The following is a 21718-nucleotide window of genomic DNA, read 5'->3' on the forward strand; positions in this document are numbered from 1 at the left end:
GAGCGGGTGATCCGACCCCTGCGCGACGTCCCCGCGCGGCCGGACCTGCTCCTCCCGGCGCTCGCGGCGGCCCTCTCGGGCACCGGCCCCGCGGTCGCACCCGGCTCGGCCGAGGGGACCGTGGGCGACGACGTCGCCGTGGTGGTCCGGACCTCGGGGTCCACGGGCGAGCCTCGCGACGTCCTGCTGTCGGCCACAGCCCTGCGCGCGTCCGCCTCGGCGACGCACGACCGGCTCGCCGGCCCCGGCCACTGGTTGCTCGCGCTGCCCACGGACCACGTCGCGGGCGTCCAGGTGCTCGTGCGGTCGGTGCTGGCGGGCACCACGCCCACCACGACGAGCTCCCCCTTCCGGGCGGCGGCGTTCGTCGCGGCGGTCGACGCGATGCCCACCGACGGGCCGCGGTACACCTCCCTGGTCCCAACGCAGCTCGTCCGGCTCCTCGACGACGCCGCGGCGACGACCGGGCTGCGGTCCTTCGACGCCGTCCTGCTGGGCGGCGCCGCGGCCGCTCCGGACCTGCTGGCCCGCGCCCGGGCGGCCGGCGTCGCGGTCGTCACGACCTACGGCATGACCGAGACCTGCGGCGGGTGCGTCTACGACGGGCGTCCTCTGGCCGGGGTGTCCGTCCGCCTCGACGACGACGGTCGGATCCTGCTGTCCGGCCCGGTCCTGGCCGACGGCTACCTCGGCCGTCCGGACCTCGACGCCGAGGCGTTCGTGCAGGTGGACGGGGTTCGGCACCTGCGCACCTCGGACCTCGGGGCGTGGTCCGACGGGTCGCTCGTGGTGCTCGGACGCGCCGACGACGTCCTGGTGACCGGGGGCGTGAAGGTGGCGCCCGCCCGGGTCGAGGCGGTCGTCGCGAGCCTGCCGGGGGTGGCCGAGGCGTGCGTGGTCGGTGTCCCCGACGACGAGTGGGGTCAGGCCGTCGTCGCGGTCGTCGTCGCCCGCACCGGCGCCCGACCGCCCACGCTGCAGGAGGTCCGCGCCGCGGTCTCCGAGCACCTCGGTGCCACGCACGCCCCGCGCCACCTCGTGGTCACGGACTCGCTCCCGGTGCGCGGCCCGGGCAAGATCGACCGTCGGGCCGCCACGCTGCTCGCCACCCGCCAGCTCGAGAGGAACGCCACGTGACGACTGCCAGCGACTGGGTGCAGGGTGCACGACCGCGGACGCTGCCGGCGGCCGCAGCCCCCGTGCTCGTCGGCACCGGGGCAGCCGCCCACCTCGGCGAGGCCCACCTCGGGCGTGCCGCGCTCGCGCTCGGTGTCGCGCTCGCTCTCCAGGTGGGTGTCAACTACGCGAACGACTACTCCGACGGCATCCGCGGCACCGACGTGGACCGCGTCGGCCCGCTGCGCCTGACCGCGTCGGGCACCGCCAGCCCGGGCACCGTGAAGGCGGCGGCGTTCGCGGCGTTCGGCGTCGCGGCCCTGCTCGGCCTGGCCCTGGTCGCCGCGACCGGCCAGTGGTGGCTGCTCGCCGTCGGTGCCGTCGCGATCGTCGCCGCATGGGGGTACACCGGAGGCAAGCGGCCGTACGGCTACCGCGGCCTCGGCGAGGTCGGCGTGTTCGTGTTCTTCGGGCTGGTCGCCGTGCTCGGCACCACCTACACGCAGGCCGACGAGCTCTCCTGGCCCGCCTGGGTCGGCGCCGTCTGCGTCGGCATGCTCGCGTGCGCGCTGCTCATGGCCAACAACCTGCGGGACGTGCCCACCGACGCCCTCGTCGGCAAGCGGACCCTCGCCGTGCGGCTGGGCGAACGGTGGTCGCGTCGCGCCTACGCGGTGCTCGTCGTCGGTCCCGTGCTGCTCGGCGGGATCGGCTGCGCCTTCGCGTCGCCGTGGACGTTGATCGTCCTGCTGCTCCTGGCGCCGGCTGTCGTCCTGGCCGGCACGGTGCTGCTCGGCGCGCGCGGGAGGGCCCTGGTCCCGGTCCTCGCGGGGACCGGGCTGCTGGAGCTCGCGTTCGGCGTGCTGCTCGGCCTCGGGCTGGCCCTCTAGGAGTCGCGCGCCGCCTCGTCGGCCGCATCCTCGACGTCGGCGTCCTCCTGCGCGCGCTTGCCCAGCACCGTCCGGTCACCGGCAGCACGACGGCGCTCCGCCCGTTCGGCCAGCTGCCGCGCGGCGGCGTCCCGCGGACCGGCGAGCAGGACGTAGGACAGCCCCCACGCGAGGAAGGCCGCGGCGATGACGACGAGCCACGAGCGCAGGCCCGCCCACCAGAGCAGGCCGAGGCAGGCCCCGAAGAGCGCGAGGCGCAGGACCGAGTAGACGACGAAAGGCACGGTCCCAGGGTAGGCGCTGGGACCTCACCGCCCGTCCCGGGCGTCTAGTCTGACGAGGTGAGGAACCTGGCCGTCCTGCTGATCATCGGACTGATCGTCTACTGCGTGATCGACGTGATCCGCAGCAGCACCGACGAGCGCCTCGGGGTGCACCCGATCTTCTGGGTCGCGCTGATCCTCCTCGTGCCGCTCCTCGGGTCGCTCGTCTGGCTGGCCGTGCGCTGGTCCCGCAGGACGGCCGCCGGACCGGACCCGTCGACACGGAACCGCCGCGCCACAGGCCCCGACGACGACCCCGACTTCCTGTCGAGGCTCGACGACGACCGCCGACGGGCCGACCCGGGCGCGTCGGACGACGCCCCACCGGCAGCCTGAGCGGTCCGTCCGGCGACGAGCACGCCCTGAGTGGCGCATCCGCCTCCGCCCGCGTGCACCATGGCGTGGTCGGCCGACGCCTGCAGGCCGGCCGCCGGGTGCGTCAGACGCCTCCGTAGGAGTGCTTCCCCGGGACGACGATGTTGACGACCGTGAAGTTCGCGAGGACGACGCCGTAGCCGACGAACACGAAGTACGACGCCCGACGGCCGTTCCAGCCGCGCGTGGTGCGCGCGTGCAGGTAGGCCGCGTAGACCACCCACGCGACGAACGTGCCGACCTCCTTGGGGTCCCAGCCCCAGTACCGCCCCCACGCGTGCTCGGCCCAGATGGCGCCCCCGATGAGGGTCAGCGTCCACAGCACGAACGCGACCGCGTTCAGCCGGAAGGACAGCGCCTCGAGCTCGCGGGAACCGGGCACCTGCTCGAGCCACCCGAACCGCGGGCCGCCGACCCAGCGACGGAACCGGTCGGACCGGGGGGGTGCGGCTGAACCGACCGTGACCGCGGGTGCGTCGACCGACGCGAGGGCCTCCTCGCGGAAGCTGCGCAGGACCTGGAGCACGGAGGTGGCGAACGCGACCGTGAAGATGCCGGTCGCGGTGATGGCGACGCCCACGTGGAGGATCAGCCAGTAGCTCTGCAGGGCGGGCTGCACCTGGTCGGCCTGGATGTAGAACGCGTTGAGCGCGAGGACGAGGGCGAGCACGGAGATGCCCATGACGACGACGCCCACGAACGCGATGACGCGCCGGCGCTGCACGATCGTCAGGACGAGGACGGCCACGAACACCCCGACGAGCGTGAACTCGTACATGTTCGCGGTCGGCCACCGACCGGCGGCGATGCCGCGCAGCACGATCCCGGCGAAGAGGAGCACCAGACCGAGCAGGGTGGTCGACCGGGCGATCCCCTCGGCGCGGACCGACCGTCCGGGTGCGCTCTGCGCCTCGGAGCCGGCGACGGCGGTCGCGGGGCGCCCTCCGACGAGTGCTGCCTGCGGGACGCGCTTCTGGGACCGGTCGGCGATGCGCGCGAGGTCCACGCTGTAGGCGATCAGCGCGATGGTGAACGCGGTCGCGGCGCCCCAGACGAGCAGTGTGCTCAGGTCACCGGTGGTCATGGTGTGGCCTCTCCTGAGGTCGGGTCGCGGGGGGCGACCGGGGGTCTGTCGGTCGTGCGGGCGAGCGTCTGGGCGAGCACCCGGTCGAGCTCGGGCTGGAGGCCGACGTCGTCGCCGCGCGCCAGTCCGGCGGCGGTGACCACTGTACGACCGTCCTCCGGTGCGAGACGGAGCCAGAGGCGGCGCCGGGGTGCGAAGAGCGAGGTGGAGAGCCCGGCGAACGCGAGCAGCGCGAACACGAGCACGAAGGGCAGCGCGGGGTCGTGCCGCAGGTCGAGCGCGACGTAGCGGGGCAGGTCGTTGAAGGTCAGCGTGCCCCTCCCGTCGGGCAGGTCGACGGTCTCGCCGGGCTTCACGACGAGCGTGACGGGCTTGTCGTCGTCCTCCATGAGCTGCGTCATCCGCGCCTCGTCGAGCTCGTACACGTTCTGCGGGACGCCGGTGTCGAGGCCGAGGTTGCCCTCCCAGACCGCGAGGACGAGCGCCGGGTCGTCGGGCTGCGGGTTGACGGAGGCGTACGCGGGCCCGAAGGCCGTCTCGCGGACGTCGACGGTGGGCAGCAGGTAGCCGACGAGGCCGATCTGCTCCTGGTCGCCGGACACGTCGGGGACCTTGACGACGCCGCGCGAGGTGTAGACCTCGTCCTGCGGCAGGAACGGCGTGGGACCGGAGAACGCGACCTCGCCGGAGGCGTCGCGCACGGTGATGTCGGGGGCGTACCCGTTGCCCTGGAGGTAGACCTTGGCGCCGCCCGCGTCGAGGGGGTGGTTGACCTTGATGGTCTCCTCGACGGGTTCCTCGCCGGGGTTGGTCAGGGTGACGTGCGCGGTGAAGTCGCGGGACTGGAGCGTCACCGGGTCGAAGCGGGACTCGAACTCGTCGAGCCGCAGCGTGAACGGCACCAGGCTCGACGGCGTGAACGCCGTGCCCTGCTCGAAGGTGTCGTAGTCGACCTGCGCGTTCGCGAACCCGCGGCCCTGCACGACGATCGCCTGCCCCCGGTAGTGCAGCACCTGGCCGGTGGCCACGGAGACGAGCAGGCCGACGAGGGCGAGGTGGAACACGAGGTTGCCGGTCTCGCGCAGGTAGCCGCGCTCCGCGGACACCGCGACCGTGCCGTCGCCCTCGTCGCGGGTGTCGACACGGTAGGTCGGGACGAACGGGAGCCAGCGCCAGCCGCCGCGCAGCACGGCCACCGCGTCGTCGGCGACCTGCGCCGGCGGAGCGTCCGCGCGACCTGAGCCCTGCGCGGGGAACCGCGCGAACCGGCGGGGTGCACGCGGCGGTCGGCCGCGGACGCCCGCGAGGTGCACCTTGGTGCGCGGCAGGATGCAGCCGACCAGCGAGACGAACAGCAGGAGGTAGATCGCCGAGAACCAGACCGACGAGTACACGTCGAAGAACCCGAGCCGGTCCAGCCAGGGGCCGGTCGTGGGGTGGTCGGTGAGGTACTCCGCGACCGCGGTGGTGTCCTGGGCGCGCTGCGGCCAGACCGTCCCGGGCACGGCGGCGGCGGCCAGCAGCATGAGCAGCAGCAGGGCGACGCGCATGCTGGTGAGCTGTCGCCAGGCCCAGCGGAGCCAGCCGACGAGGCCGAGCGTGGGCAGCGTCGGAGGTGCGGCAGGAGCCTCGGTGGGCTCCATGAAGACGTCGGAGAGGCCCTCGGGCCGGTGCACGCTCATACGACCGGCACGAACAGGTCGCCGCCGACGAGGACACCCTGCAGCCAGGAGGACCAGGTCCCCCACACGCCCGTGACCAGGGCGATCCCGAGGATCACGAGCATCGCGCCGCCGAACCGCATGATCGCGAGCCGGTGCCGGCGCAGGAAGCCGAGCGCACCCGCGCTGCGGTCCACGAAGAGCGCGACCAGCAGGAACGGCAGCCCGAGCCCGAGGCAGAACGCGACGGCGAGCAGCGCGCCGCGGCCGGCCGAGCCGCCGTCGAGGGAGAGCGTGAGGATCGCCGCGAGCGTCGGGCCGATGCACGGCACCCAGCCGAGCCCGAAGGTCACGCCGAGCAGCGGGGCGCCCCACAGCCCGGCGCGCGGGGCGAGGTGGACGCGCTTCTCGTTCTGCAGGAACGGGATCAGGCCCAGGAATCCGAGGCCGAGCACGATGACGACGACCCCGAGGATCCGCGTGATCGGGTCCTGGTACTCGACCAGCAGCCCGCCCAGGGAGCCGGCGAGGACGGCCAGCGCGACGAACACAGCCGTGAACCCGGCGACGAAGAGCGCGACGCCGAGCAGCACGCGGCTGCGTGCCGGTGCGGTGCGGACGAGCGTGTCGCCCTCCGAGAACACGGTCTGTGCTGACCCGGTCATCCCGCCGAGGTACCCGACGTACGCGGGGACCAGCGGCAGCACGCACGGCGACGCGAACGACACGAGCCCCGCGATCAGCGCCACCGGGATCGCCAGGAGCAGCGACCCGGAGATGACGGTCTGGCCGAAGGCGTCACCCGCGTCGAGCAGCATCACGATGCCGGCTGCTCGGCCAACAGGTCGTCGACGATCGACCGCAGGGTCGACGGGTCGGCGATGCCGAGGATGCGTCCGGCGACCATCCCGGAGCGGTCGAGCACGACCGTCGTCGGCACCGCGTTCACGGGCACGGTGCCCTGGAGCGCCGCGATCGCGGCGCCGTCGGTGTCCGCGATGCTCGGGTACGGGACCTCGAACTGTCGCTCGAACGCCTGCGCGGTGCCGGCGTCGTCCTGCCGGTTGATGCCCAGCACCTTGACCCCGTCGGGGGCGTAGTCGGTGGACAGGGCCACGAGGTCGGCAGCCTCGGCGCGGCACGGCGGGCACTCGGCGTACCAGGTGTTGAGCACGACGACGTCGCCACGCCAGTCGGCGACGTCCTGTGCGGCGCCCGCGAAGTCGGTGCCGGCCAGGTCGAGAGGTCCGGTGCGGTCGGCCACCTTCCAGAGCGTCGTGCTGCCGTCGCCGGACTGGTAGTTCTGCCCGGCCACGTCGTCCGGTGTCGTCGACGCGCTGTCGGGCGTGCAGCCGGTCAGCAGCAGGGCGGCGAGCGCGGCCACCGCGAGAAGACGTCCGCGCACGTCAGGCCCCCGCGACGGTCGACGCGCCGGGCAGGAGGACCGCGGCGGGCTCGCTGTACCCGACCCCGACGAGGGTGTCGCCCTCGTAGCGCAGGCTGGTCAGCGACGCGACCGAGCACTGCCGCTTGCGGGGGTCGTGCCACAGGTGCCGGTTCTCGAGCGCGAGTCGCGTGACCCAGACGGGCAGCTGGTGGCTGACCAGCACGGCCTCGTGCCCGCGGGCGACCTCGCGCGCGGACTCGACGGCCGCCAGCATGCGGTCGACCTGCTCCTTGTACGGCTCGCCCCAGGACGGCCGGAACGGGTTGCGCAGGTACGGCCAGTGCTCGGGGTGGCGCAGCGAGCCGTCACCGACGCCGAACGTCTTGCCCTCGAAGTGGTTGCCGGCCTCGATGATCCGCTCGTCGGTGCGGATGTCGAGGTCGAACGCCGCCGCGATGGGTCCGGCCGTCTCCTGCGCGCGCTGCAGCGGGGACGCGATGACCGCGACGACGTCGCGACGGGCACTGGCTCCCGACCCGGCCAGATGGTCCGCGACCATGTGCGCCATGGCCAGGCCACGCTCCGAGAGCCGGTAGCCGGGCAGTCGTCCGTAGAGCACGCCGTCGGGGTTGTGCACCTCGCCGTGCCGCATCAGGTGGATCGTGGTCGCGACCATGGGCTCAGTCTCGCAAACACTCCTGTGCGTCACGGACACGGGACGGTGTCACTCGACGTGACACGCGCCACCCGTCAGGTGCAGCCGGACGGTCTCCATCGCGTCGCCGAGCGCGGCGAACTGCTCGGGCGTGAGCACGTCGACCAGGTGGTCCCGCACGGACTGCACGTGGCTCGGGGCGGCGGCCACGAGGACCTGCCAGCCCTTCTCGGTCATGGTGCAGTTCACGCCGCGGGCGTCCTCGACGCAGGGCAGGCGCGAGACGAGGCCCTGCTCCTCCATGCGCCGGATGGTGTGCGTGAGCCGGCTGCGGGAGTGCGCGAGGTTGTCGGCGAGCTGCGCCATCCGCAGCGTGCGGTCGGGCGTCTCGGAGAGCCGGACGAGCACCTCGTACTCGTGCGTGGACAGGCCGGTCTGCTGCTCCAGCTCGTGCTCGAGCGCGGCGAACAGCCGGGCGGCGCCGCCGCGGAACGAGCGCCAGTGGGTCTGCTGCTCGGCGGTCAGCCACTGCACCTCGGTGGATGTGTCACTGGTCACAAGCGGGCCTCCGTCCGGCGTCGCGGGGTTGCGGGTCTGGTGCGAGTGTAGTACAACTTTGAACTAACAGTTTGGTTGACAGTTCAACAACCACGGAGGACCCCATGAGCACCGCCACCGCCACCCTTCCCACCGGCCTCACCACGGGCACCTGGGCCGTCGACGCCTCGCACACCGAGGCCGCGTTCACCGTCCGCCACGCCGGCATCTCCAAGGTCCGCGGCGCCGTCGCGGTCACCGAGGGCACGGTCACGGTCGGCGACGACCTGGCGAGCACGTCGGTCTCCGTCACGCTCGACCCGGCCACCGTCAGCACCGGCGACGCCAACCGCGACGGCCACCTCAAGAGCGGCGACTTCTTCGACGTCGAGAAGTTCGGCCAGTGGACGTTCGTCTCCACCGAGGTCCGCGAGGCGGGCACGAGCTACGTCATCGCCGGCGACCTGACCATCCACGGCGTCACGCAGCCCGTCGAGCTCGAGACCGAGTTCAACGGCACCGCGGTCGACCCGTTCGGCAACACCCGCGCCGGGTTCGAGGCCACCGTCACGATCTCCCGCAAGGACTTCGGCCTCACCTGGAACGCGGCCCTCGAGGCCGGCGGCGTCCTGGTGTCCGACAAGGTCGTCATCGCGCTCGACGTGTCGACCATCAAGGCCTGACACCGCGCTCTGCACTCCGAAGGCCGGGTCCGTCACGGACCCGGCCTTCGTCATGCTCACGCGCCGGTGCCGGTACGCCGGCGGTCGTGGAACGCGAGGATCTGCAGCTCGGAGGCCACGTCGACCGCCCGCAGGTCCACGTGCGGCGGCACCCGCAGCGCACGCGGCGCGAACGTGAGGATGCCGACGACGCCCGCCGCGACCAGCTCGTCGCACACGTCCTGCGCGACGGCCGCGGGCGTGGCGATGATGCCGATGGTGGCGTCGGACCCGCTGACCACGTCGTGGACCGCGGACGGCGGCTGCACCACCATGCCCGCCACGGTCGTCCCCACCACCGCGGGGTCGGCGTCGACCAGGCCGACGACCGCGAACCCCCGCTCGGCGAACACCGAGTAGCTGGCCAGTGCGTGCCCGAGGTTGCCGATGCCGACGATGACGACCCGCCGCTGCGTCGTCAGCCCCAGCACGACCGAGATCTGCTCCGAGAGGTGCAGGACGTCGTACCCCACCCCGCGCCGTCCGTAGGAGCCCAGGAACGACAGGTCCTTGCGCAGCTGGGCGGGCGTGACGCCCGCGCCGGCCGCCAGCTCCTCCGACGACGTGGTGACGACCCCGTCGGCGGTCAGGCCGTGCAGGACGCGCAGGTAGCCCGGCAGCCGGGCGACGGTGGCGGTGGGCACGTCGCGCGCGCCGGACCGCCCGGTCGCACCCGGCTCCGTCGCCCTGGTGTGCGCCCGGGGACCCCTCCGCTGCGTGTCCACATCGACCCCCGCGACGCCCCAAGACACCCGGTCGCCCGGGCCCTGCCCGTCAGGCTAGGGGGCGAGGACGTGCCGAGGTAAGGGTTCGACGCAGACGCGCCGCGTCGATCCGCCAGTAGCCCTGCTGCACACCGTCGACCTCGACCACCGGCACCAGCTCGCCGAGCTCGGCGACGAGGTCCCGGCCGTCGGCGGTGCCCGCGTCGATGTCGACCTCGTGCCACGCGTCCCCGGTCTCGGCGCACACCGTCCGCACCACCTCCCGCGCCTCGTCGCACAGATGGCAGCCGGCCCGGCCGTAGAGCACCACACGCGTCATGGGCTCAACTTTCGCACGTGAGCCTCATGTGGCCCCGTCCCACGAGGGGCGCTGCCCGTCGTTACAGTGACCGGGTGCGTCAGGTGCCCGGGAACCCCAGCGCCCCCGCTCCCGTGCTGCGGGACCCGGGGTCCGGCCCGGACGGTCCCGGGGTCGGTGCGTTCTTCGACGTCGACAACACGATCATCCGTGGCGCCAGCTCGTTCCACCTGGCCGTGGGCCTGTACCGGCGCGGGTTCTTCCGCAAGCGCGACCTGGTCCAGTTCGGGCTCCACCAGCTCCGGTACCTGACGTTCGGCGAGAACAAGAACCAGATCGACGAGGTCCGCAGCCGGGCGCTGTCGATCATGAAGGGTCACTCGGTGGCCGAGGTGACCGCGATCGCGGAGGACGTCTACGACGAGGTCCTCTGCCTGCGGATCTACCCCGGCACACAGCGGCTCCTCGACCAGCACATCGCCGCGGGGCACTCCGTCTGGCTGGTCACCGCGACGCCCGTGGAGATCGGGTCGCTGATCGCCCGGCGCCTCGGCGCGACCGGCTCGCTGGGCACGATCGCGGAGCACGAGGACGGCTTCTACACCGGCCGGCTGGTGGGCGACATGCTGCACGGCCAGGCCAAGGCCGACGCCGTGCGCGCGATTGCCGAGCAGGAGGGCATCGACCTGACGACGTCGTACGCGTACGGGGACTCCACCAACGACGTCGCGATCCTGTCCGAGGTCGGCTTCCCCTGCGCGATCAACCCCGACCGCCGCCTGCGCCGCTACGCCGCCACGGTCGGCTGGCCCGTGCGCGAGTTCCGCAACCGTCGGCGCAACGCCCGCCGCGGCACCACCGTGGCCAGCCTGGCGGGCCTCGCGTGGGCCGGCGGGCTCGTCGCGCGCGCCCTCCTGCGCTCCTGGCGAGGTCCCGGCGGCGGCGAGGACGTCCTGTGACGGTCCGCGCCGCCGAGCACGGGGAGCTCCACGCGCTCGCCCGCCTCGCGGCCCTGACGTTCCCGCTGGCCTGCCCGCCCGGCTCGACCGCGCAGGACCAGCAGTCCTTCATCGAGGCGGTGCTGTCGCCGCAGCGGTTCGCGGAGTACCTCGACGACCCCTCTCGCGACGTCCTCGTCGCCGGGGACGGCGAGCTCGTCGGCTACACGATGCTCGTCGCCGGGGAGCCCGCCGACGAGGACGTGCAGGCGGCACTCCACCTGCGCCCCACCATCGAGCTGTCCAAGTGCTACGTGCACCCCGACCACCACGGCGCCGGGATCGCGAACGCGCTCATGACCGCGTCGCTGGACGTCGCCCGCGGGCGCGGCGCACACGGGATGTGGCTCGGCGTGAACCAGCAGAACGCGCGCGCGCAGGCGTTCTACGTGCGGTCCGGCTTCGCCATCGTGGGCACCAAGCACTTCACCGTCGGCACCCGCGTCGAGGACGACTACGTGCTCGAACGGCCCCTCTAGCCCTGCTCCTGCTCGGCACGCGTCGTCGCCACCGGCCAGCCCTCGTCGTCCCACGCCAGCTCACGGATCTCGAGGCGGAAGTCGCCGCCGGCGGCCGCGTCGTAGTAGTGGAACGCGAGATGCCCCTGCGAGACGGACTGCCCGCCGGGTCCGACCATGTCCCCGGTCGTGGCCAGCAGCTGCTCGCCACCGTCCAGCGTCATCTCCTTGCCGGAGCGGTCGACGTACGGACCGGTGACGTCCTGGGAGCGCCCGACGGCCATGTTGTACGTCGAGTCGCTGCCCTTGCAGCAGGAGTCGCGCGAGACGAACAGGTAGTACCACCCGTCGCGCAGCACCAGGTAGGGCGCCTCGATCGCGTTCGGTGATCCCGTGCGGCTGGCGATGGTCGTCGGCTCGGCCCCGTCGACCGGCATGCCGGACGGCCAGGCCAGCTCGACCAGCTGGATGCCGCCCCAGAACGAGCCGAACGCCATCCACGGCGTGCCGTCCGCGTCGGTGATCACGCCGGGGTCGATCGCGTTGTAGTTCGTCTCCCCCGGCTCGGACCGGAGCACCTCGCCCTGGTCCACCCACGCGTAGTCGGGGTCGTCCGGGTCGAGCGTGGTGTTCGTCGTCAGGCCGATGGCCGACCGGTTGGAGCCGAACGTGGACGCCGAGTAGTACAGGTAGAACGTGCCGTCGTGCTCGATCACCTCGGGCGCCCAGAAGTTCGACACACCGGGGACTGCCTCGTACGCCCACTCCGGGCGGGTCTTCGCGTCCCAGACGGTGCCGACGAGCTCCCACGTGAGGCCCTCGTCGGTGGACCGCCGGATCTGCGGGGAGCCGAGGCCCTTGCGGACGTCACCCGTGGAGAACACGTACCAGGGCTCCCCCTCGGCACCCACGACGAGGGCGGGGTCGTGGGTGTGGATGTCCCCGGTGAGGGACAGCGCCGTCGCGGCGGGTGGTTCCGGCGCACAGGCCGCGGTGCCGACCACCAGGGCGAGGGCGACCGCACCCGCCGCGACGACGCGGCGCACGGCGGTCAGACCCCCAGCCGGACGACGTTCCAGGACACCGGCGGCACCTGGACGGACACGCGGCCGTCGCGGACCGTCGCGGTCGCGTTGGGCCGCGGGACGACAGAGGTGTCGTCGTCGGCCGTCGCGGACCAGGTGTGGTCCGGGTTGGCCAGCGTGGTCGCCTCGACGACGCGCAGGCCCGGCAGCGAGCGGGCGTCGACCTCGAGCGTGACCGTCTCGGTCAGGGACCGGTTGACCGCGAACAGGGCGACGTCGCCCGTCTCGGCGTCGCGGGTGGCGACGGCGTCGACGAGCGCGGCGTCGCCGTACTTCGCCGTCTCGTAGGTCGGCGCCTCGACGGCGACCTGGAGGACGTCACCCTTCGCGTACCGGGACGCCTGCGCGAACGGGTGGAAGATCGTCTGCTTCCAGGACCGACCACCGGGCTCGGTCATGATCGGCGCGATCACGTTGACCAGCTGCGCCAGCGACGCGGAGTGCACGCGGTCGGTGTGCCGCAGCAGCGAGATGAGCAGGTTCCCGACGACGACGGCGTCGGCGACGTTGTACCTGTCCTCCAGCAGCACGGGCGCGACGGGCCAGTCGTGCCCGGTGGGCGGCTTGGACTCGGCGCGGTGCTGGTACCAGACGTTCCACTCGTCGAACGAGATGTGGATCCGCTTGTCGAGCTTCTTGTGCGCGCGCACGGCGTCCGCGGTCGCGCTCACGGACTCGACGAAGTGGTCCATGTCCACGGCGGAGGCCAGGAACGAGCCGAGGTCGCCGTCCTCCTCCCAGTAGTACGCGTGGGCGGAGATGAGGTCGACCTGCTCGTACGCCTCCGTGAGCACGATCCGCTCCCACTCGCCGAACGTCGGGATGGCGACGCCCGACGAGCCGCACGCGACGAGCTCGAGATCCGGGTCGACCATCCGCATCGCGCGCCCGGTCTCGGCGGCGAGCCGGCCGTACTCGTAGGCGGTCTTGTGGCCGATCTGCCACGGACCGTCCATCTCGTTGCCCAGGCACCACATGCGGATGTCGTACGGGTCCTCGGCGCCGTTGGCGCGGCGCTGGTCCGAGAGGCGCGTGCCGCCGCGGACGTTGCAGTACTCGAGCAGGTCGACGGCCTCCTGCACGCCGCGCGTGCCCAGGTTCACGGCCATCATCGGCTCGACCTCGGCCAGCCTCGCCCAGCGCATGAACTCCTCGACGCCGACCGTGTTGGGGTCGGTGGAGTGCCACGCGAGGTCCAGCCGGGCGGGACGCTGGTCGCGCGGGCCGACGCCGTCCTCCCACCGGTAGCCGGAGACGAAGTTGCCGCCGGGGTAGCGCACCGTGCTGACGCCCAGCTCGCGGGTCAGCTCGAGCACGTCCTTGCGGAACCCGTCGGCGTCGGCAGTGGGGTGCTCGGGGTCGTGGATGCCGGTGTAGACGCAGCGGCCGAGGTGCTCGACGAACGAGCCGAACGTGCGCCGGCGGACCGGACCGACCCGGAAGGCCGGGTCGAGGGTGAGTCGGACGGGGATCATGAGGTCTCCTGGTTCGGTCGGGTGTCGAGTGCGGTCCAGCGCACCCCGTGGGACGGGACGTCGAGGACGAGCGCCCCCTCCGGCTCCCACGCGGTCGGGTGCAGGTCGGGCGTGGTCCCGGGGTCCCACAGGTCGCGGGCGGTCCAGGTGTCCGCGGCGGCGACGTGGCCGACGAGGGACGCGAGCGGTACCGACACCGTCCGCGACGAGGGTCCGGTCCAGAAGGCGGCGACGTAGGTCGTCGCCCCCTCGACCGCTGTCCAGACGATGAGCTCGCCGTCGTCGAGGGGCTCGCGGACGAGCTCGCGCCCGTCCGTCGCGTGCTTCAGCACGTGCCCGACGGCCGGGTTGGCCAGCAGGTCGAGCGTCGCGGGGTCGCTGGTCGGCAGGTCTCCCCCGACCATCAGCGGCGAGCGGGCCATCACCCAGAGCGTGAGGATCGTGCGCTGCTCGTCGGGGGTGAGCCGGCTGTGCCGGTCGTCGCCGCGCTCGGCGCGCAGACCGATCCGGCCGAGCGGCAGCATGTCGGCGTCGGCCCAGCCGCCGGGGCGCTGGAACGGCGCCCACCGCGCGAGCCGCGCGAACTGGGCGTGCACGTCGTCCCAGCGGTCCCACAGGTCGTCGGAGATGCGCCACATCTGGGCGTGCTCGCGCAGGTGGTCGACGTGTGCCGTGGACAGGTGGGTGCCGGGCGAGAGGGACAGGACGATGTCCCGGCCCGAGCGCTCGATCGCCCGCGCCCACGCCTCGACCGCGTCCGGGTGGTAGGGCGCGAGCATGTCGTCGACCTTGAGGAAGTCGACGCCCCAGCCCGCGAGCTGCGCGACCAGGCCGTCGAGGTAGGCCTGCGCGGCGGGGTGGTCGTGGTCGAGCCCGTAGTTGTCCTCGTTCCACGGGCAGACCGAGGTGGTGTCGGCGGCGTCGCGCGCGGTCCAGGCGGTGCCCTCGACGGGGAGGTCCGCGTCGAGGGCGATCCGCGGGATGCCGCGCATCAGGTGGACGCCGAACCGCAGGCCGAGGGCGTGCACGGCGTCGGCGAGCGGTCCGAAGCCGCGCCCGCCGGCGGCCGACGGGAACCGGTTCTCGGTGGGGAGCTGGCGTCCGAACGCGTCGAGGACGAGCGTCGAGCCGTCGTTGTAGCCGTGCGCGCGGGCCGCGGGGTCGTACCAGTCGATGTCGACGACGACGGTGTCCCAGCCGTGCGGCAGGAGGCGCTCGGCCAGCACCGCCGCGTTGGCGAGGACCTCGTCCTGCGTCACCGTGGTCCCGAAGCTGTCCCAGCTGTTCCACCCCATGGGCGGTGTCTGCGCGTGGCGCGACATCCGAAGGCCCCCTTGCCCGTCGTCTTCTACATCGTTGTAGACGCATCATGCATGGCCGTTCCCATGCCGTCAACCGACCGTTACACGTTCGTGGCTTGACCCGGCGCCGGTTCTCGTGCCATGTTCTACATCGTTGTAGATCAACGTTGTAGATGCAGCGTTCGATCAAGCGAATGAGGTCAACGACGACCCTGACGGACCAGCCCCACACCGGGTCCCGACGCGACCGTGACCTCGCACATCCTTGGGATCTGGGAGGCAGGACGATGAAGAGGAACAGGCTCATCGCAGGCGCCGTGTGCGCCGCGGTCGCCGGTGCGCTCACGCTGACGGCGTGCAGCGACGGCGGCGACGGCGGAAGCGACAGCGGCGAGAAGGAGATCACGTTCATGTTCCGGGGCGGCCCGGACGAGAAGGCCGCCTACGAGGCCGCCATCAAGAAGTACACCGAGGACACCGGCGTCAAGGTGAAGGTCATCGTGACCGACGCCGACCAGTACGCCACCAAGCTCCAGGCGGCCGTGGCCGGCAACAACGTGCCCGACGTGTTCTACATCGAGCAGGCAACCCTCCAGTCGTACGTGAGCTCGGGCGTCCTGCTGGACATCACCGAGCAGGTCGACGCCAGCGGAATCGACCTGGACAACATCTGGCAGTACGGCGTCGACTCCTACCGCTTCGACGGCGAGCTCCAGGGCACCCCGGACGGCAAGCTCTACGGCCTGCCCAAGGACGTCGGCCCGTTCTCGTTCGGCTACAACAAGACCATGCTCGAGGCCGCGGGCATCCCGCTGCCCGACAAGGACACCCCGCTCACGTGGGACGAGTTCGTCGACATCAGCAAGCAGCTCACCGTGGACAACAACGGCGACGGCGCCGCCGACCAGTGGGGCACCGGGCTCAACGTCCAGTGGAACCTGCAGTCGCTGGTCTGGAGCAACGGCGGCGACTGGACCAACGAGGACCGCACCGAGGTCACCGTGGACACCCCCGAGTTCGCCGATGCCCTGCAGAAGTTCGCGGACCTGACGAACGTCGACAAGGTCACGCCGTCCGCCTCGGACGCCGCGACGCTCGACACCTACCAGCGGTGGATGGCCGGCGAGATCGGCTTCTTCCCCGTCGGCCCGTGGGACGTCTCGGTCTACAACGAGCTCGACTTCGAGTACGACCTGATCCCCTGGCCCACCGTCGGTGACGGCGGCACGGCCACCTGGCTCGGCTCGCTCGGCATCGGCGTCTCCGCGACGTCGAAGCACCCGGACGACGCGGTCAAGCTCGTCACGTACCTGAGCGGCGACGCCGACGCCCAGCAGACGCTCGTCGACGCCAACATCCAGATCCCGAACCTCATCGACATGGCTGAGGCCTGGGCCGCGGAGGAGGGCGCCGAGCCCGCGAACCGCCAGGAGTTCCTGGACATCGCGCAGGACTACGGACGGGCGATGCCCGCGGCCTTCACCTACGGCGCCGAGTGGTACGACGAGCTCTGGACCAACATCCAGCCCGTGATCGACGGTGAGCAGACCGCCGCCGACTACCTCGCGGAGGTCCAGCCGAAGATGCAGAACCTCCTCGACGAGTCGAACGCCAACGCCGAGCAGGCCGCGGCCGGCAACTAGTCGGCAAGTAGTCGGCAAGTAGTCGGCACGTAGCACCACCTCCTCCCTGTCCCCGCCGCCCGGGCACGCCCCCGGGCGGCGGGGCCCCTGGAAAGGTTTCCGAGATGACCGCGACCGTCGAGTCGACCACCACTGGGCTCACGTCCGAGCAACGCGCGAAGCACGCCAACCGGCGCCTGCACCGCACGGAGCACCGCTGGGCCCTCGCGTTCGTCGCCGCCCCGATCATCGGCTTCCTGCTGTTCACGCTGTACCCGATCGGCTTCGCGGTGTACGCGTCGCTGACCAGCTGGAACGGCCTGGGTCCCATGACCTTCGTCGGGCTCGACAACTACGTGACGCTGTTCGGCGACGAGTACTTCCGCATCTCGCTGTACAACACGTTCTTCTACATGATCGGCATCCCGATCGGCCTGGCGCTCTCGCTGCTGCTGGCCCTCGCGCTGAACCGCAAGATCCCCGGCCGCACGGCGTTCCGCACCATCTACTACGTGCCGGTGATCTCGTCGCTGGCCGCCATCGCGATCGTGTGGCAGTTCGCCTACAACGGTGACTTCGGCCTGATCAACCAGGTGCTCGCCTGGTTCGGGATCGAGGGCCCCGACTGGCTGCAGGACACCGCCACGGTCAAGCCCGCGATCATCATCATGGCCATCTGGAAGGGCCTCGGGTACTCGATGCTGCTGTACCTGGCGGCGATCCAGGGCGTCCCGGCGTCGCTGCACGAGGCGGCCGCGCTGGACGGCGCGAACGCCTTCCAGCGGCTGCGGAACATCACCCTGCCCATGGTCCGGCCGGTGACCTTCTTCCTGGTCGTCACCAACATCATCGCCGGGTCCCAGATCTTCACCGAGATCAACATCATGACCCCGGCCGGCGGCCCCGAGTTCAGCTCCGCCTCGATCGTCTGGTACATCGTCCGCAAGGCGTTCAAGTACCAGCAGATGGGGTACGCGACGGCGATGTCGATCGTCCTCGGGATCCTCGTCTTCGTCATCACCTTCATCCAGTTCCGCCTCAACCGGCGCAACAGCTTCAGCATCGACTGAGGAAGAAACCGGAGACGCAGCCACCATGGCCACGACCTTGATGAAGCCCCCCACCCCGGCGCTGAAGGACAAGCCCCGCACGGGCGCCCAGCGCGAGAACCGCCTCGGCAACGCCGCCCTGTTCCTCCTGCTCGCGGTCGGCTCGGTCGCGATGCTGGCGCCGCTGCTCTGGATGCTCACGACCGCCCTGAAGACCAAGGTGCAGGTCTTCGCCCTGCCCCCGGTCTGGATCCCGGACCCGCCGCAGTGGGACACGTTCGTGCGGATGTGGACCGAGGCCCCGATCCTGTCCGGCTTCAAGAACAGCCTCATCGTCGCCCTCAGCGTGACGATCATCGGGACGTTCACGTCCGCGCTCGCCGCGTTCGCGCTGGCCAAGCTGCGGCTGCCCTACAAGAACGCGATCTTCCTCGTCCTGCTGTCGGGCCTGATGGTGCCGTACCCGACGATCATGATCCCGCAGTTCGTGATGTTCTCCCGGCTGCACTGGGTGGACACCCTGCTGCCGCTGATCGTCCCCCTGCTGTTCGGGAACATCATCATGATCTTCTTCCTGCGGCAGTACCTGTCGACCGTCCCCGACTCCATGATCGAGGCCGCGAAGATCGACGGCGCGTCCTACCTGCAGATCTTCCGCGTGATGATCCTGCCGATGATCCGCCCGGCCATCGCCGCCCAGTTCATCCTCTGGTTCATGTACATCTGGAACGACTACCTGGCGCCGATCCTGTACCTGAACACCCCCGAGAAGCAGACGCTCCAGGTGGTCATCGCCAACCTCAACGTGGAGTTCGCGACGCAGCGCGACTACCCGCTGATCATGGCCGCGTCGTTCGTCGCGCTGCTGCCGATCCTGGTCGTGTTCCTCATCTTCCAGCGGCAGATCATCGAGTCCGTCGCGCTCACGGGCTCGAAGGGCTGAGCGCAGATGCTCCCCGACACCGCCCTGTGGGGCGGCCGGCACGCGCACGACCCCACCGCGGTCCGCGACGACGACGGCACGTACTGGCTGTTCTCCACCGACGCGTGGTCGGACGGCCCCGTGCGCGCCGGCGTGCAGATCCGGCGCTCGAAGGACCTGGTCACCTGGGAGTTCCACGGATGGGCGCTCGACGGCGTACCGGCCGACGGTGCGGCGTGGTCCGGTGCCGCCGGTCTGTGGGCGCCCGACGTGGTGCGGGTCGGCGACGAGTGGCGCATGTACTGGTCGGCGTCGACGTTCGGCTCCCGCACCTCCGCGATCGGCCTGGCCGTGGCACCGCACCCGACCGGGCCGTGGGAGGACCGCGGGCTCGTCGTGACCAGCCTGCACGAGGTCGACGGACCCAACGCGATCGACGCGAACGCCGTGGTCGACGCCGACGGCCGCCACTGGATGGTCTACGGGTCGTTCTTCGGCGGCATCCACGCGATCGAGCTCGACCCGACGACCGGGCTGGCCGTCGGCGAGGCGCCGGGGATCCTGCTGGCGCGACGGCCGCGGAGCGTCGAGGGGGCGGTCGAGGGCGCGTTCGTCCTGCCCCGTCCCGACGGCGGCTACGCGCTGGTCCTGTCCTACGACTCGCTCTTCTCGACGTACCACCTGCGCGTCGGGGTCTCGGCACAGCTGACCGGCCCGTACGCCGACCGGGCGGGCCGCGACCTCACCGACCTCACCGGCGACCCGACCCGCGTCGGCACCCTCATGCTGGCGGGGCACACGCTCGACGGCGGCCGTGCGTGGCTGGCCCCGGGGCACGCCTCCGTGCTCACCGACGGCGACCGCCAGCTGCTGGTCCACCACGTCCGCGACGCCGCCGACCCCACGCAGCACGAGGTCCAGGTACGTCGGCTGGTCTGGACGGCCGACGGCTGGCCCGTCGTGTCGCCGCAGCCGTGGGCGGGCGACGCCGAGCCCGATGACGCCCCGCCCACCGACCCCGCCGCGCTGGCAGGGACGTGGGAGGTCGTCACGTTCGAGCAGGCCACCGCCGGCTACGTGACCGCGTCGCGGACTGTCGAGATCGGCGAGGACGTCCTGGCCGTGACGCAGCCGCACGGCGACGGCCGGTTCTCGTGGCCCGGCCTCGACCTCGTGGTCTTCGGGTCCGTCGACGCCGTCCGTGGCCGGCGCACGCTCTCGTTCGCGGGGCTCGACGCCGACGGGAACGCGACGCTGGGCACCCGGGTGGTCGGGCCGTGACCGCGTCCACGACCGACGACCTGGCCGCCGGCGGCTGGGCCGGGCGGGTCATGGTCTTCCTGCGCGTCGGGACCCAGCTCGTCGCCGTCAACGCGCTCGTGGCGCTCGGCACGCTCGCCGGCGCCGTCGTGCTGGGCGCCTACCCCGCGCTGTCGGCGGGCGGCGGGCTCCTGGCCCGCCTCGCGGCCGGCACCCCGTCCGAGCACCTCTGGCGCGAGTTCTGGTCCGCGTACCGGGCGGGGTTCCGTCGGCTCAACCTGCTCGGCGCACCCCTCACCGTCGGCTTCCTGCTCCTGACCCTCGACGCGTCCGTGCTCGCGGCCGCGTCCCCGGGTCCGGTGAAGGCCGCACTGACGGTCGGCGTCGTGGCCCTGGCCACCTACCTGGTCCTCACGCTCGCCACCCTGCTGCCCGTCGCGCGACGCTACGACGACGTCCCCGCGGCACGCACGTGGCGGTTCGTGGCCGTGGCGCCGCTGCTCTCCCCCGTCACGAGCCTCGCCGTCCTGGCGGTACTCGTGGTCCTGGCGGTGACGTTCACCTACGTCGCCGTGCTGGTGCCCCTCGTCGGGCTGAGTCTGCCTCTGCTGGCCAGCGGCTGGCTGGTCGACCAGCGGCTGACCACGGTCGACGCCCGCGCGGCGTAGACCTCGGCGGCACGCTTCAGCCCGCGGTCCCCTGCTCCCCCAGCGTCGACTCCCGGCCGACGATCTCGAAGTCGGTGATGACCTGGACGAAGGGCCTGCCGGGCTCGACCTCCTCGATGCGCGCGAGCAGCAGGTCCACCGCGGTCGTCGCGATCTGCTCCCGGCCGGGGGCCACGGTCGTCAAGGTCGGTGAGGAGTAGGCGGTCTCCTCGATGTCGTCGAAGCCGATCACGGCGATCTGCCCGGGGACGTCGATCCGCCGCGCGTGCAGCACGTGCAGGGCGCCCAGCGCGAGGGCGTCGTTCAGGCCGAACACGGCGTCGATCTCGACGCCCGAGTCCAGCAGCCGCTCCATCGTCTCGGCGCCGGTCGCGCGGTGCCACAGGCCCGCCTCACCGATGAGCGCGGGGTCCACGGTCAGGCCGGCCTCCTCGAGAGCCTGCCGGTAGCCCTGCACGCGCAGCGCGGCGGAGCCCACCGTCTCCCCCTCGTGCGCGCCGATCACCGCGATGCGACGGCGGCCCAGGTCGAGCAGGTGCTGCGTCGCGGCGCGAGCGGCCTCCACGTTGTTCATCGTGACGTGGTCGGCGGGACCGCCGAAGATGCGCTCACCGAGCAGCACCATCGGGAAGTCGACGTGCAGCGCCTCGGCGTCCTGCGGCCCGAGCTCGAGCGGCGAGAAGATCAGCCCGTCCGTGAGGTGCCGACGCTGGCCGGAGAGCACGTCGAGCTCACGCTCGCGCACCGAGCCGGTCTGCTCGATGAGGACGGTCAGACCACGGGCCTCGGCCGCGCGGATGACCGAGTCGGCGAGCTCCGCGAAGTACGGGAGCGACAGCTCCGGCACTGCGAGCCCGATGATCCCGGTCCGGCCGCGGCGCAGGTTCCGCGCCGAGATGTTCACCTGGTACCCGAGGTCGGCGATGGCCGCCTCGACCCGTTCCTTGGTGGCGGGCCGGATGTACTGGTACCCGTTGACCACGTTGGAGACGGTCTTGATCGAGACCCCCGCCCGCGCGGCGACCTCGTGCATCGTCACCGCGGAACCCCGCTTGGCCGTGCTCATCTCTGTCTCCCTGGTACGCGCCCCTGCCGAGGGACAGAGTC

General features: G+C 72.0%; 24 protein-coding genes. 11 read left to right on the plus strand and 13 right to left on the minus strand.

Annotation, left to right across the window (positions count from 1 at the left end):
* Window positions 1-6: 6 nt before the first annotated feature.
* Both menE and ASF78_RS06940 read left to right on the plus strand, forming a co-directional pair.
* Window positions 7-1137: an o-succinylbenzoate--CoA ligase gene (gene menE, locus ASF78_RS06935; protein ID WP_235518423.1), complete on the plus strand. Its 1131-nt coding sequence runs from the start codon at window positions 7-9 to the stop codon at window positions 1135-1137.
* Window positions 1134-2006: a 1,4-dihydroxy-2-naphthoate polyprenyltransferase gene (locus tag ASF78_RS06940; RefSeq protein WP_056586013.1), complete on the plus strand. Its 873-nt coding sequence runs from the start codon at window positions 1134-1136 to the stop codon at window positions 2004-2006. The genes menE and ASF78_RS06940 overlap by 4 nt, the downstream gene beginning before the upstream one ends.
* Here ASF78_RS06940 and ASF78_RS06945 read toward each other — a convergent pair.
* On the minus strand, window positions 2003-2290 hold the full coding sequence (locus ASF78_RS06945) for a DUF4229 domain-containing protein (RefSeq protein WP_056586021.1): 288 nt from the start codon (window positions 2288-2290) through the stop codon (window positions 2003-2005). The two genes, ASF78_RS06940 and ASF78_RS06945, sit on opposite strands and share 4 nt — an antisense overlap.
* A 57-nt stretch (window positions 2291-2347) precedes the next feature.
* Between ASF78_RS06945 and ASF78_RS06950 the strand changes: the two genes are divergently transcribed.
* The gene (locus ASF78_RS06950) at window positions 2348-2665 is read left to right on the plus strand and encodes a PLD nuclease N-terminal domain-containing protein (RefSeq protein WP_056586023.1); all 318 of its coding nucleotides are present in this window, start codon (window positions 2348-2350) and stop codon (window positions 2663-2665) included.
* Window positions 2666-2768: 103 nt separating this feature from the next.
* On the opposite strand, the gene ccsB is transcribed toward ASF78_RS06950, so the two are convergent.
* Genes ccsB through ASF78_RS06980 form a run of 6 tightly spaced genes read right to left on the minus strand, consistent with a single transcriptional unit; the run spans window position 2769 to window position 8049 of the window.
* The gene (ccsB, locus tag ASF78_RS06955) at window positions 2769-3788 is read right to left on the minus strand and encodes a c-type cytochrome biogenesis protein CcsB (RefSeq protein WP_056586025.1); all 1020 of its coding nucleotides are present in this window, start codon (window positions 3786-3788) and stop codon (window positions 2769-2771) included.
* Window positions 3785-5470, minus strand: a complete 1686-nt coding sequence (locus ASF78_RS06960) for a cytochrome c biogenesis protein ResB (RefSeq protein WP_082494830.1) — start codon at window positions 5468-5470, stop codon at window positions 3785-3787. Before ASF78_RS06960 ends, ccsB begins: the two co-directional genes overlap by 4 nt.
* Complete coding sequence (locus ASF78_RS06965; RefSeq protein WP_056586031.1) at window positions 5467-6267, minus strand: cytochrome c biogenesis CcdA family protein; 801 nt, start codon at window positions 6265-6267, stop codon at window positions 5467-5469. Before ASF78_RS06965 ends, ASF78_RS06960 begins: the two co-directional genes overlap by 4 nt.
* Window positions 6267-6854 carry a TlpA disulfide reductase family protein gene (locus ASF78_RS06970; protein ID WP_056586035.1) on the minus strand — a complete coding sequence of 196 codons (588 nt, stop codon included), beginning with the start codon at window positions 6852-6854 and terminating at the stop codon, window positions 6267-6269. Before ASF78_RS06970 ends, ASF78_RS06965 begins: the two co-directional genes overlap by 1 nt.
* 1 nt (window position 6855) lies before the next feature.
* On the minus strand, window positions 6856-7512 hold the full coding sequence (locus tag ASF78_RS06975; RefSeq protein WP_056586037.1) for a histidine phosphatase family protein: 657 nt from the start codon (window positions 7510-7512) through the stop codon (window positions 6856-6858).
* 48 nt (window positions 7513-7560) lie between these two features.
* Window positions 7561-8049 (minus strand): MarR family winged helix-turn-helix transcriptional regulator, encoded by a 489-nt coding sequence (locus tag ASF78_RS06980; RefSeq protein ID WP_056586038.1) that lies wholly within the window; start codon window positions 8047-8049, stop codon window positions 7561-7563.
* A gap of 104 nt (window positions 8050-8153) precedes the next feature.
* Here ASF78_RS06980 and ASF78_RS22725 point away from each other — a divergent pair, with 104 nt between their 5' ends.
* Entirely contained in the window at window positions 8154-8711 is a 558-nt protein-coding gene (locus ASF78_RS22725; protein WP_056586040.1) for a YceI family protein, read from the plus strand.
* 56 nt (window positions 8712-8767) lie between these two features.
* Here ASF78_RS22725 and ASF78_RS22730 read toward each other — a convergent pair whose 3' ends face one another.
* Window positions 8768-9394 (minus strand): redox-sensing transcriptional repressor Rex, encoded by a 627-nt coding sequence (locus tag ASF78_RS22730; RefSeq protein ID WP_235518426.1) that lies wholly within the window; start codon window positions 9392-9394, stop codon window positions 8768-8770.
* Between the two features lie 130 nt (window positions 9395-9524).
* Window positions 9525-9794, minus strand: a complete 270-nt coding sequence (locus ASF78_RS06995; RefSeq protein ID WP_056586047.1) for a glutaredoxin family protein — start codon at window positions 9792-9794, stop codon at window positions 9525-9527.
* A gap of 83 nt (window positions 9795-9877) precedes the next feature.
* Between ASF78_RS06995 and ASF78_RS07000 the strand changes: the two genes are divergently transcribed.
* On the plus strand, window positions 9878-10732 hold the full coding sequence (locus ASF78_RS07000) for an HAD family hydrolase (RefSeq protein WP_369816317.1): 855 nt from the start codon (window positions 9878-9880) through the stop codon (window positions 10730-10732).
* Entirely contained in the window at window positions 10729-11250 is a 522-nt protein-coding gene (locus tag ASF78_RS07005) for an N-acetyltransferase (protein WP_056586050.1), read from the plus strand. The genes ASF78_RS07000 and ASF78_RS07005 overlap by 4 nt, the downstream gene beginning before the upstream one ends.
* Here the strand turns inward: ASF78_RS07005 and ASF78_RS07010 are convergent.
* The 3 genes from ASF78_RS07010 to ASF78_RS07020 are packed head-to-tail and all read right to left on the minus strand — an operon-like array spanning window position 11247 to window position 15084.
* On the minus strand, window positions 11247-12275 hold the full coding sequence (locus ASF78_RS07010) for an arabinan endo-1,5-alpha-L-arabinosidase (protein ID WP_235518428.1): 1029 nt from the start codon (window positions 12273-12275) through the stop codon (window positions 11247-11249). The genes ASF78_RS07005 and ASF78_RS07010 overlap by 4 nt on opposite strands.
* A 5-nt stretch (window positions 12276-12280) precedes the next feature.
* Window positions 12281-13789 (minus strand): alpha-N-arabinofuranosidase, encoded by a 1509-nt coding sequence (locus ASF78_RS07015; RefSeq protein ID WP_056586066.1) that lies wholly within the window; start codon window positions 13787-13789, stop codon window positions 12281-12283.
* A complete protein-coding gene (locus tag ASF78_RS07020) occupies window positions 13786-15084 on the minus strand; it encodes an alpha-galactosidase (protein ID WP_056588302.1) in 1299 nt (432 codons plus the stop codon). Before ASF78_RS07020 ends, ASF78_RS07015 begins: the two co-directional genes overlap by 4 nt.
* Window positions 15085-15377: 293 nt before the next feature.
* Between ASF78_RS07020 and ASF78_RS07025 the strand changes: the two genes are divergently transcribed.
* From ASF78_RS07025 to ASF78_RS07045, 5 genes are all read left to right on the plus strand, one after another.
* The gene (locus ASF78_RS07025; protein WP_056586069.1) at window positions 15378-16733 is read left to right on the plus strand and encodes a sugar ABC transporter substrate-binding protein; all 1356 of its coding nucleotides are present in this window, start codon (window positions 15378-15380) and stop codon (window positions 16731-16733) included.
* A 104-nt stretch (window positions 16734-16837) separates the two neighbouring features.
* On the plus strand, window positions 16838-17782 hold the full coding sequence (locus tag ASF78_RS07030) for a carbohydrate ABC transporter permease (protein ID WP_056586073.1): 945 nt from the start codon (window positions 16838-16840) through the stop codon (window positions 17780-17782).
* A gap of 25 nt (window positions 17783-17807) precedes the next feature.
* Window positions 17808-18704, plus strand: coding sequence for a carbohydrate ABC transporter permease (locus ASF78_RS07035; protein WP_200940524.1), 897 nt, complete (start codon window positions 17808-17810; stop codon window positions 18702-18704).
* Between the two features lie 6 nt (window positions 18705-18710).
* Window positions 18711-19964, plus strand: coding sequence for an arabinan endo-1,5-alpha-L-arabinosidase (locus tag ASF78_RS07040; protein ID WP_056586080.1), 1254 nt, complete (start codon window positions 18711-18713; stop codon window positions 19962-19964).
* On the plus strand, window positions 19961-20611 hold the full coding sequence (locus ASF78_RS07045; protein WP_056586082.1) for a YesL family protein: 651 nt from the start codon (window positions 19961-19963) through the stop codon (window positions 20609-20611). The genes ASF78_RS07040 and ASF78_RS07045 overlap by 4 nt, the downstream gene beginning before the upstream one ends.
* Before the next feature lie 16 nt (window positions 20612-20627).
* Here the strand turns inward: ASF78_RS07045 and ASF78_RS07050 are convergent, their stop codons facing one another.
* The gene (locus ASF78_RS07050) at window positions 20628-21677 is read right to left on the minus strand and encodes a LacI family DNA-binding transcriptional regulator (protein ID WP_235518429.1); all 1050 of its coding nucleotides are present in this window, start codon (window positions 21675-21677) and stop codon (window positions 20628-20630) included.
* Between the last annotated feature and the right edge of the window lie 41 nt (window positions 21678-21718).

The sequence above is a fragment of the Cellulomonas sp. Leaf334 genome (assembly GCF_001424195.1).
Taxonomy (GTDB): domain Bacteria; phylum Actinomycetota; class Actinomycetes; order Actinomycetales; family Cellulomonadaceae; genus Cellulomonas.

Bases quoted from the DNA above. Each gene is read 5' to 3' on its own strand.
- ccsB (WP_056586025.1), bottom strand. From the start codon at position 3,788: ATGACCACCGGTGACCTGAGCACACTGCTCGTCTGGGGCGCCGCGACC.
- ASF78_RS06960 (WP_082494830.1), bottom strand. From the start codon at position 5,470: ATGAGCGTGCACCGGCCCGAGGGCCTCTCCGACGTCTTCATGGAGCCC.
- ASF78_RS06965 (WP_056586031.1), bottom strand. From the start codon at position 6,267: ATGCTGCTCGACGCGGGTGACGCCTTCGGCCAGACCGTCATCTCCGGG.
- ASF78_RS06975 (WP_056586037.1), bottom strand. From the start codon at position 7,512: ATGGTCGCGACCACGATCCACCTGATGCGGCACGGCGAGGTGCACAAC.
- ASF78_RS22725 (WP_056586040.1), top strand. From the start codon at position 8,154: ATGAGCACCGCCACCGCCACCCTTCCCACCGGCCTCACCACGGGCACC.
- ASF78_RS06995 (WP_056586047.1), bottom strand. From the start codon at position 9,794: ATGACGCGTGTGGTGCTCTACGGCCGGGCCGGCTGCCATCTGTGCGAC.
- ASF78_RS07015 (WP_056586066.1), bottom strand. From the start codon at position 13,789: ATGATCCCCGTCCGACTCACCCTCGACCCGGCCTTCCGGGTCGGTCCG.
- ASF78_RS07020 (WP_056588302.1), bottom strand. From the start codon at position 15,084: ATGGGGTGGAACAGCTGGGACAGCTTCGGGACCACGGTGACGCAGGAC.
- ASF78_RS07025 (WP_056586069.1), top strand. From the start codon at position 15,378: ATGAAGAGGAACAGGCTCATCGCAGGCGCCGTGTGCGCCGCGGTCGCC.
- ASF78_RS07030 (WP_056586073.1), top strand. From the start codon at position 16,838: ATGACCGCGACCGTCGAGTCGACCACCACTGGGCTCACGTCCGAGCAA.
- ASF78_RS07035 (WP_200940524.1), top strand. From the start codon at position 17,808: ATGGCCACGACCTTGATGAAGCCCCCCACCCCGGCGCTGAAGGACAAG.
- ASF78_RS07040 (WP_056586080.1), top strand. From the start codon at position 18,711: ATGCTCCCCGACACCGCCCTGTGGGGCGGCCGGCACGCGCACGACCCC.
- ASF78_RS07050 (WP_235518429.1), bottom strand. From the start codon at position 21,677: ATGAGCACGGCCAAGCGGGGTTCCGCGGTGACGATGCACGAGGTCGCC.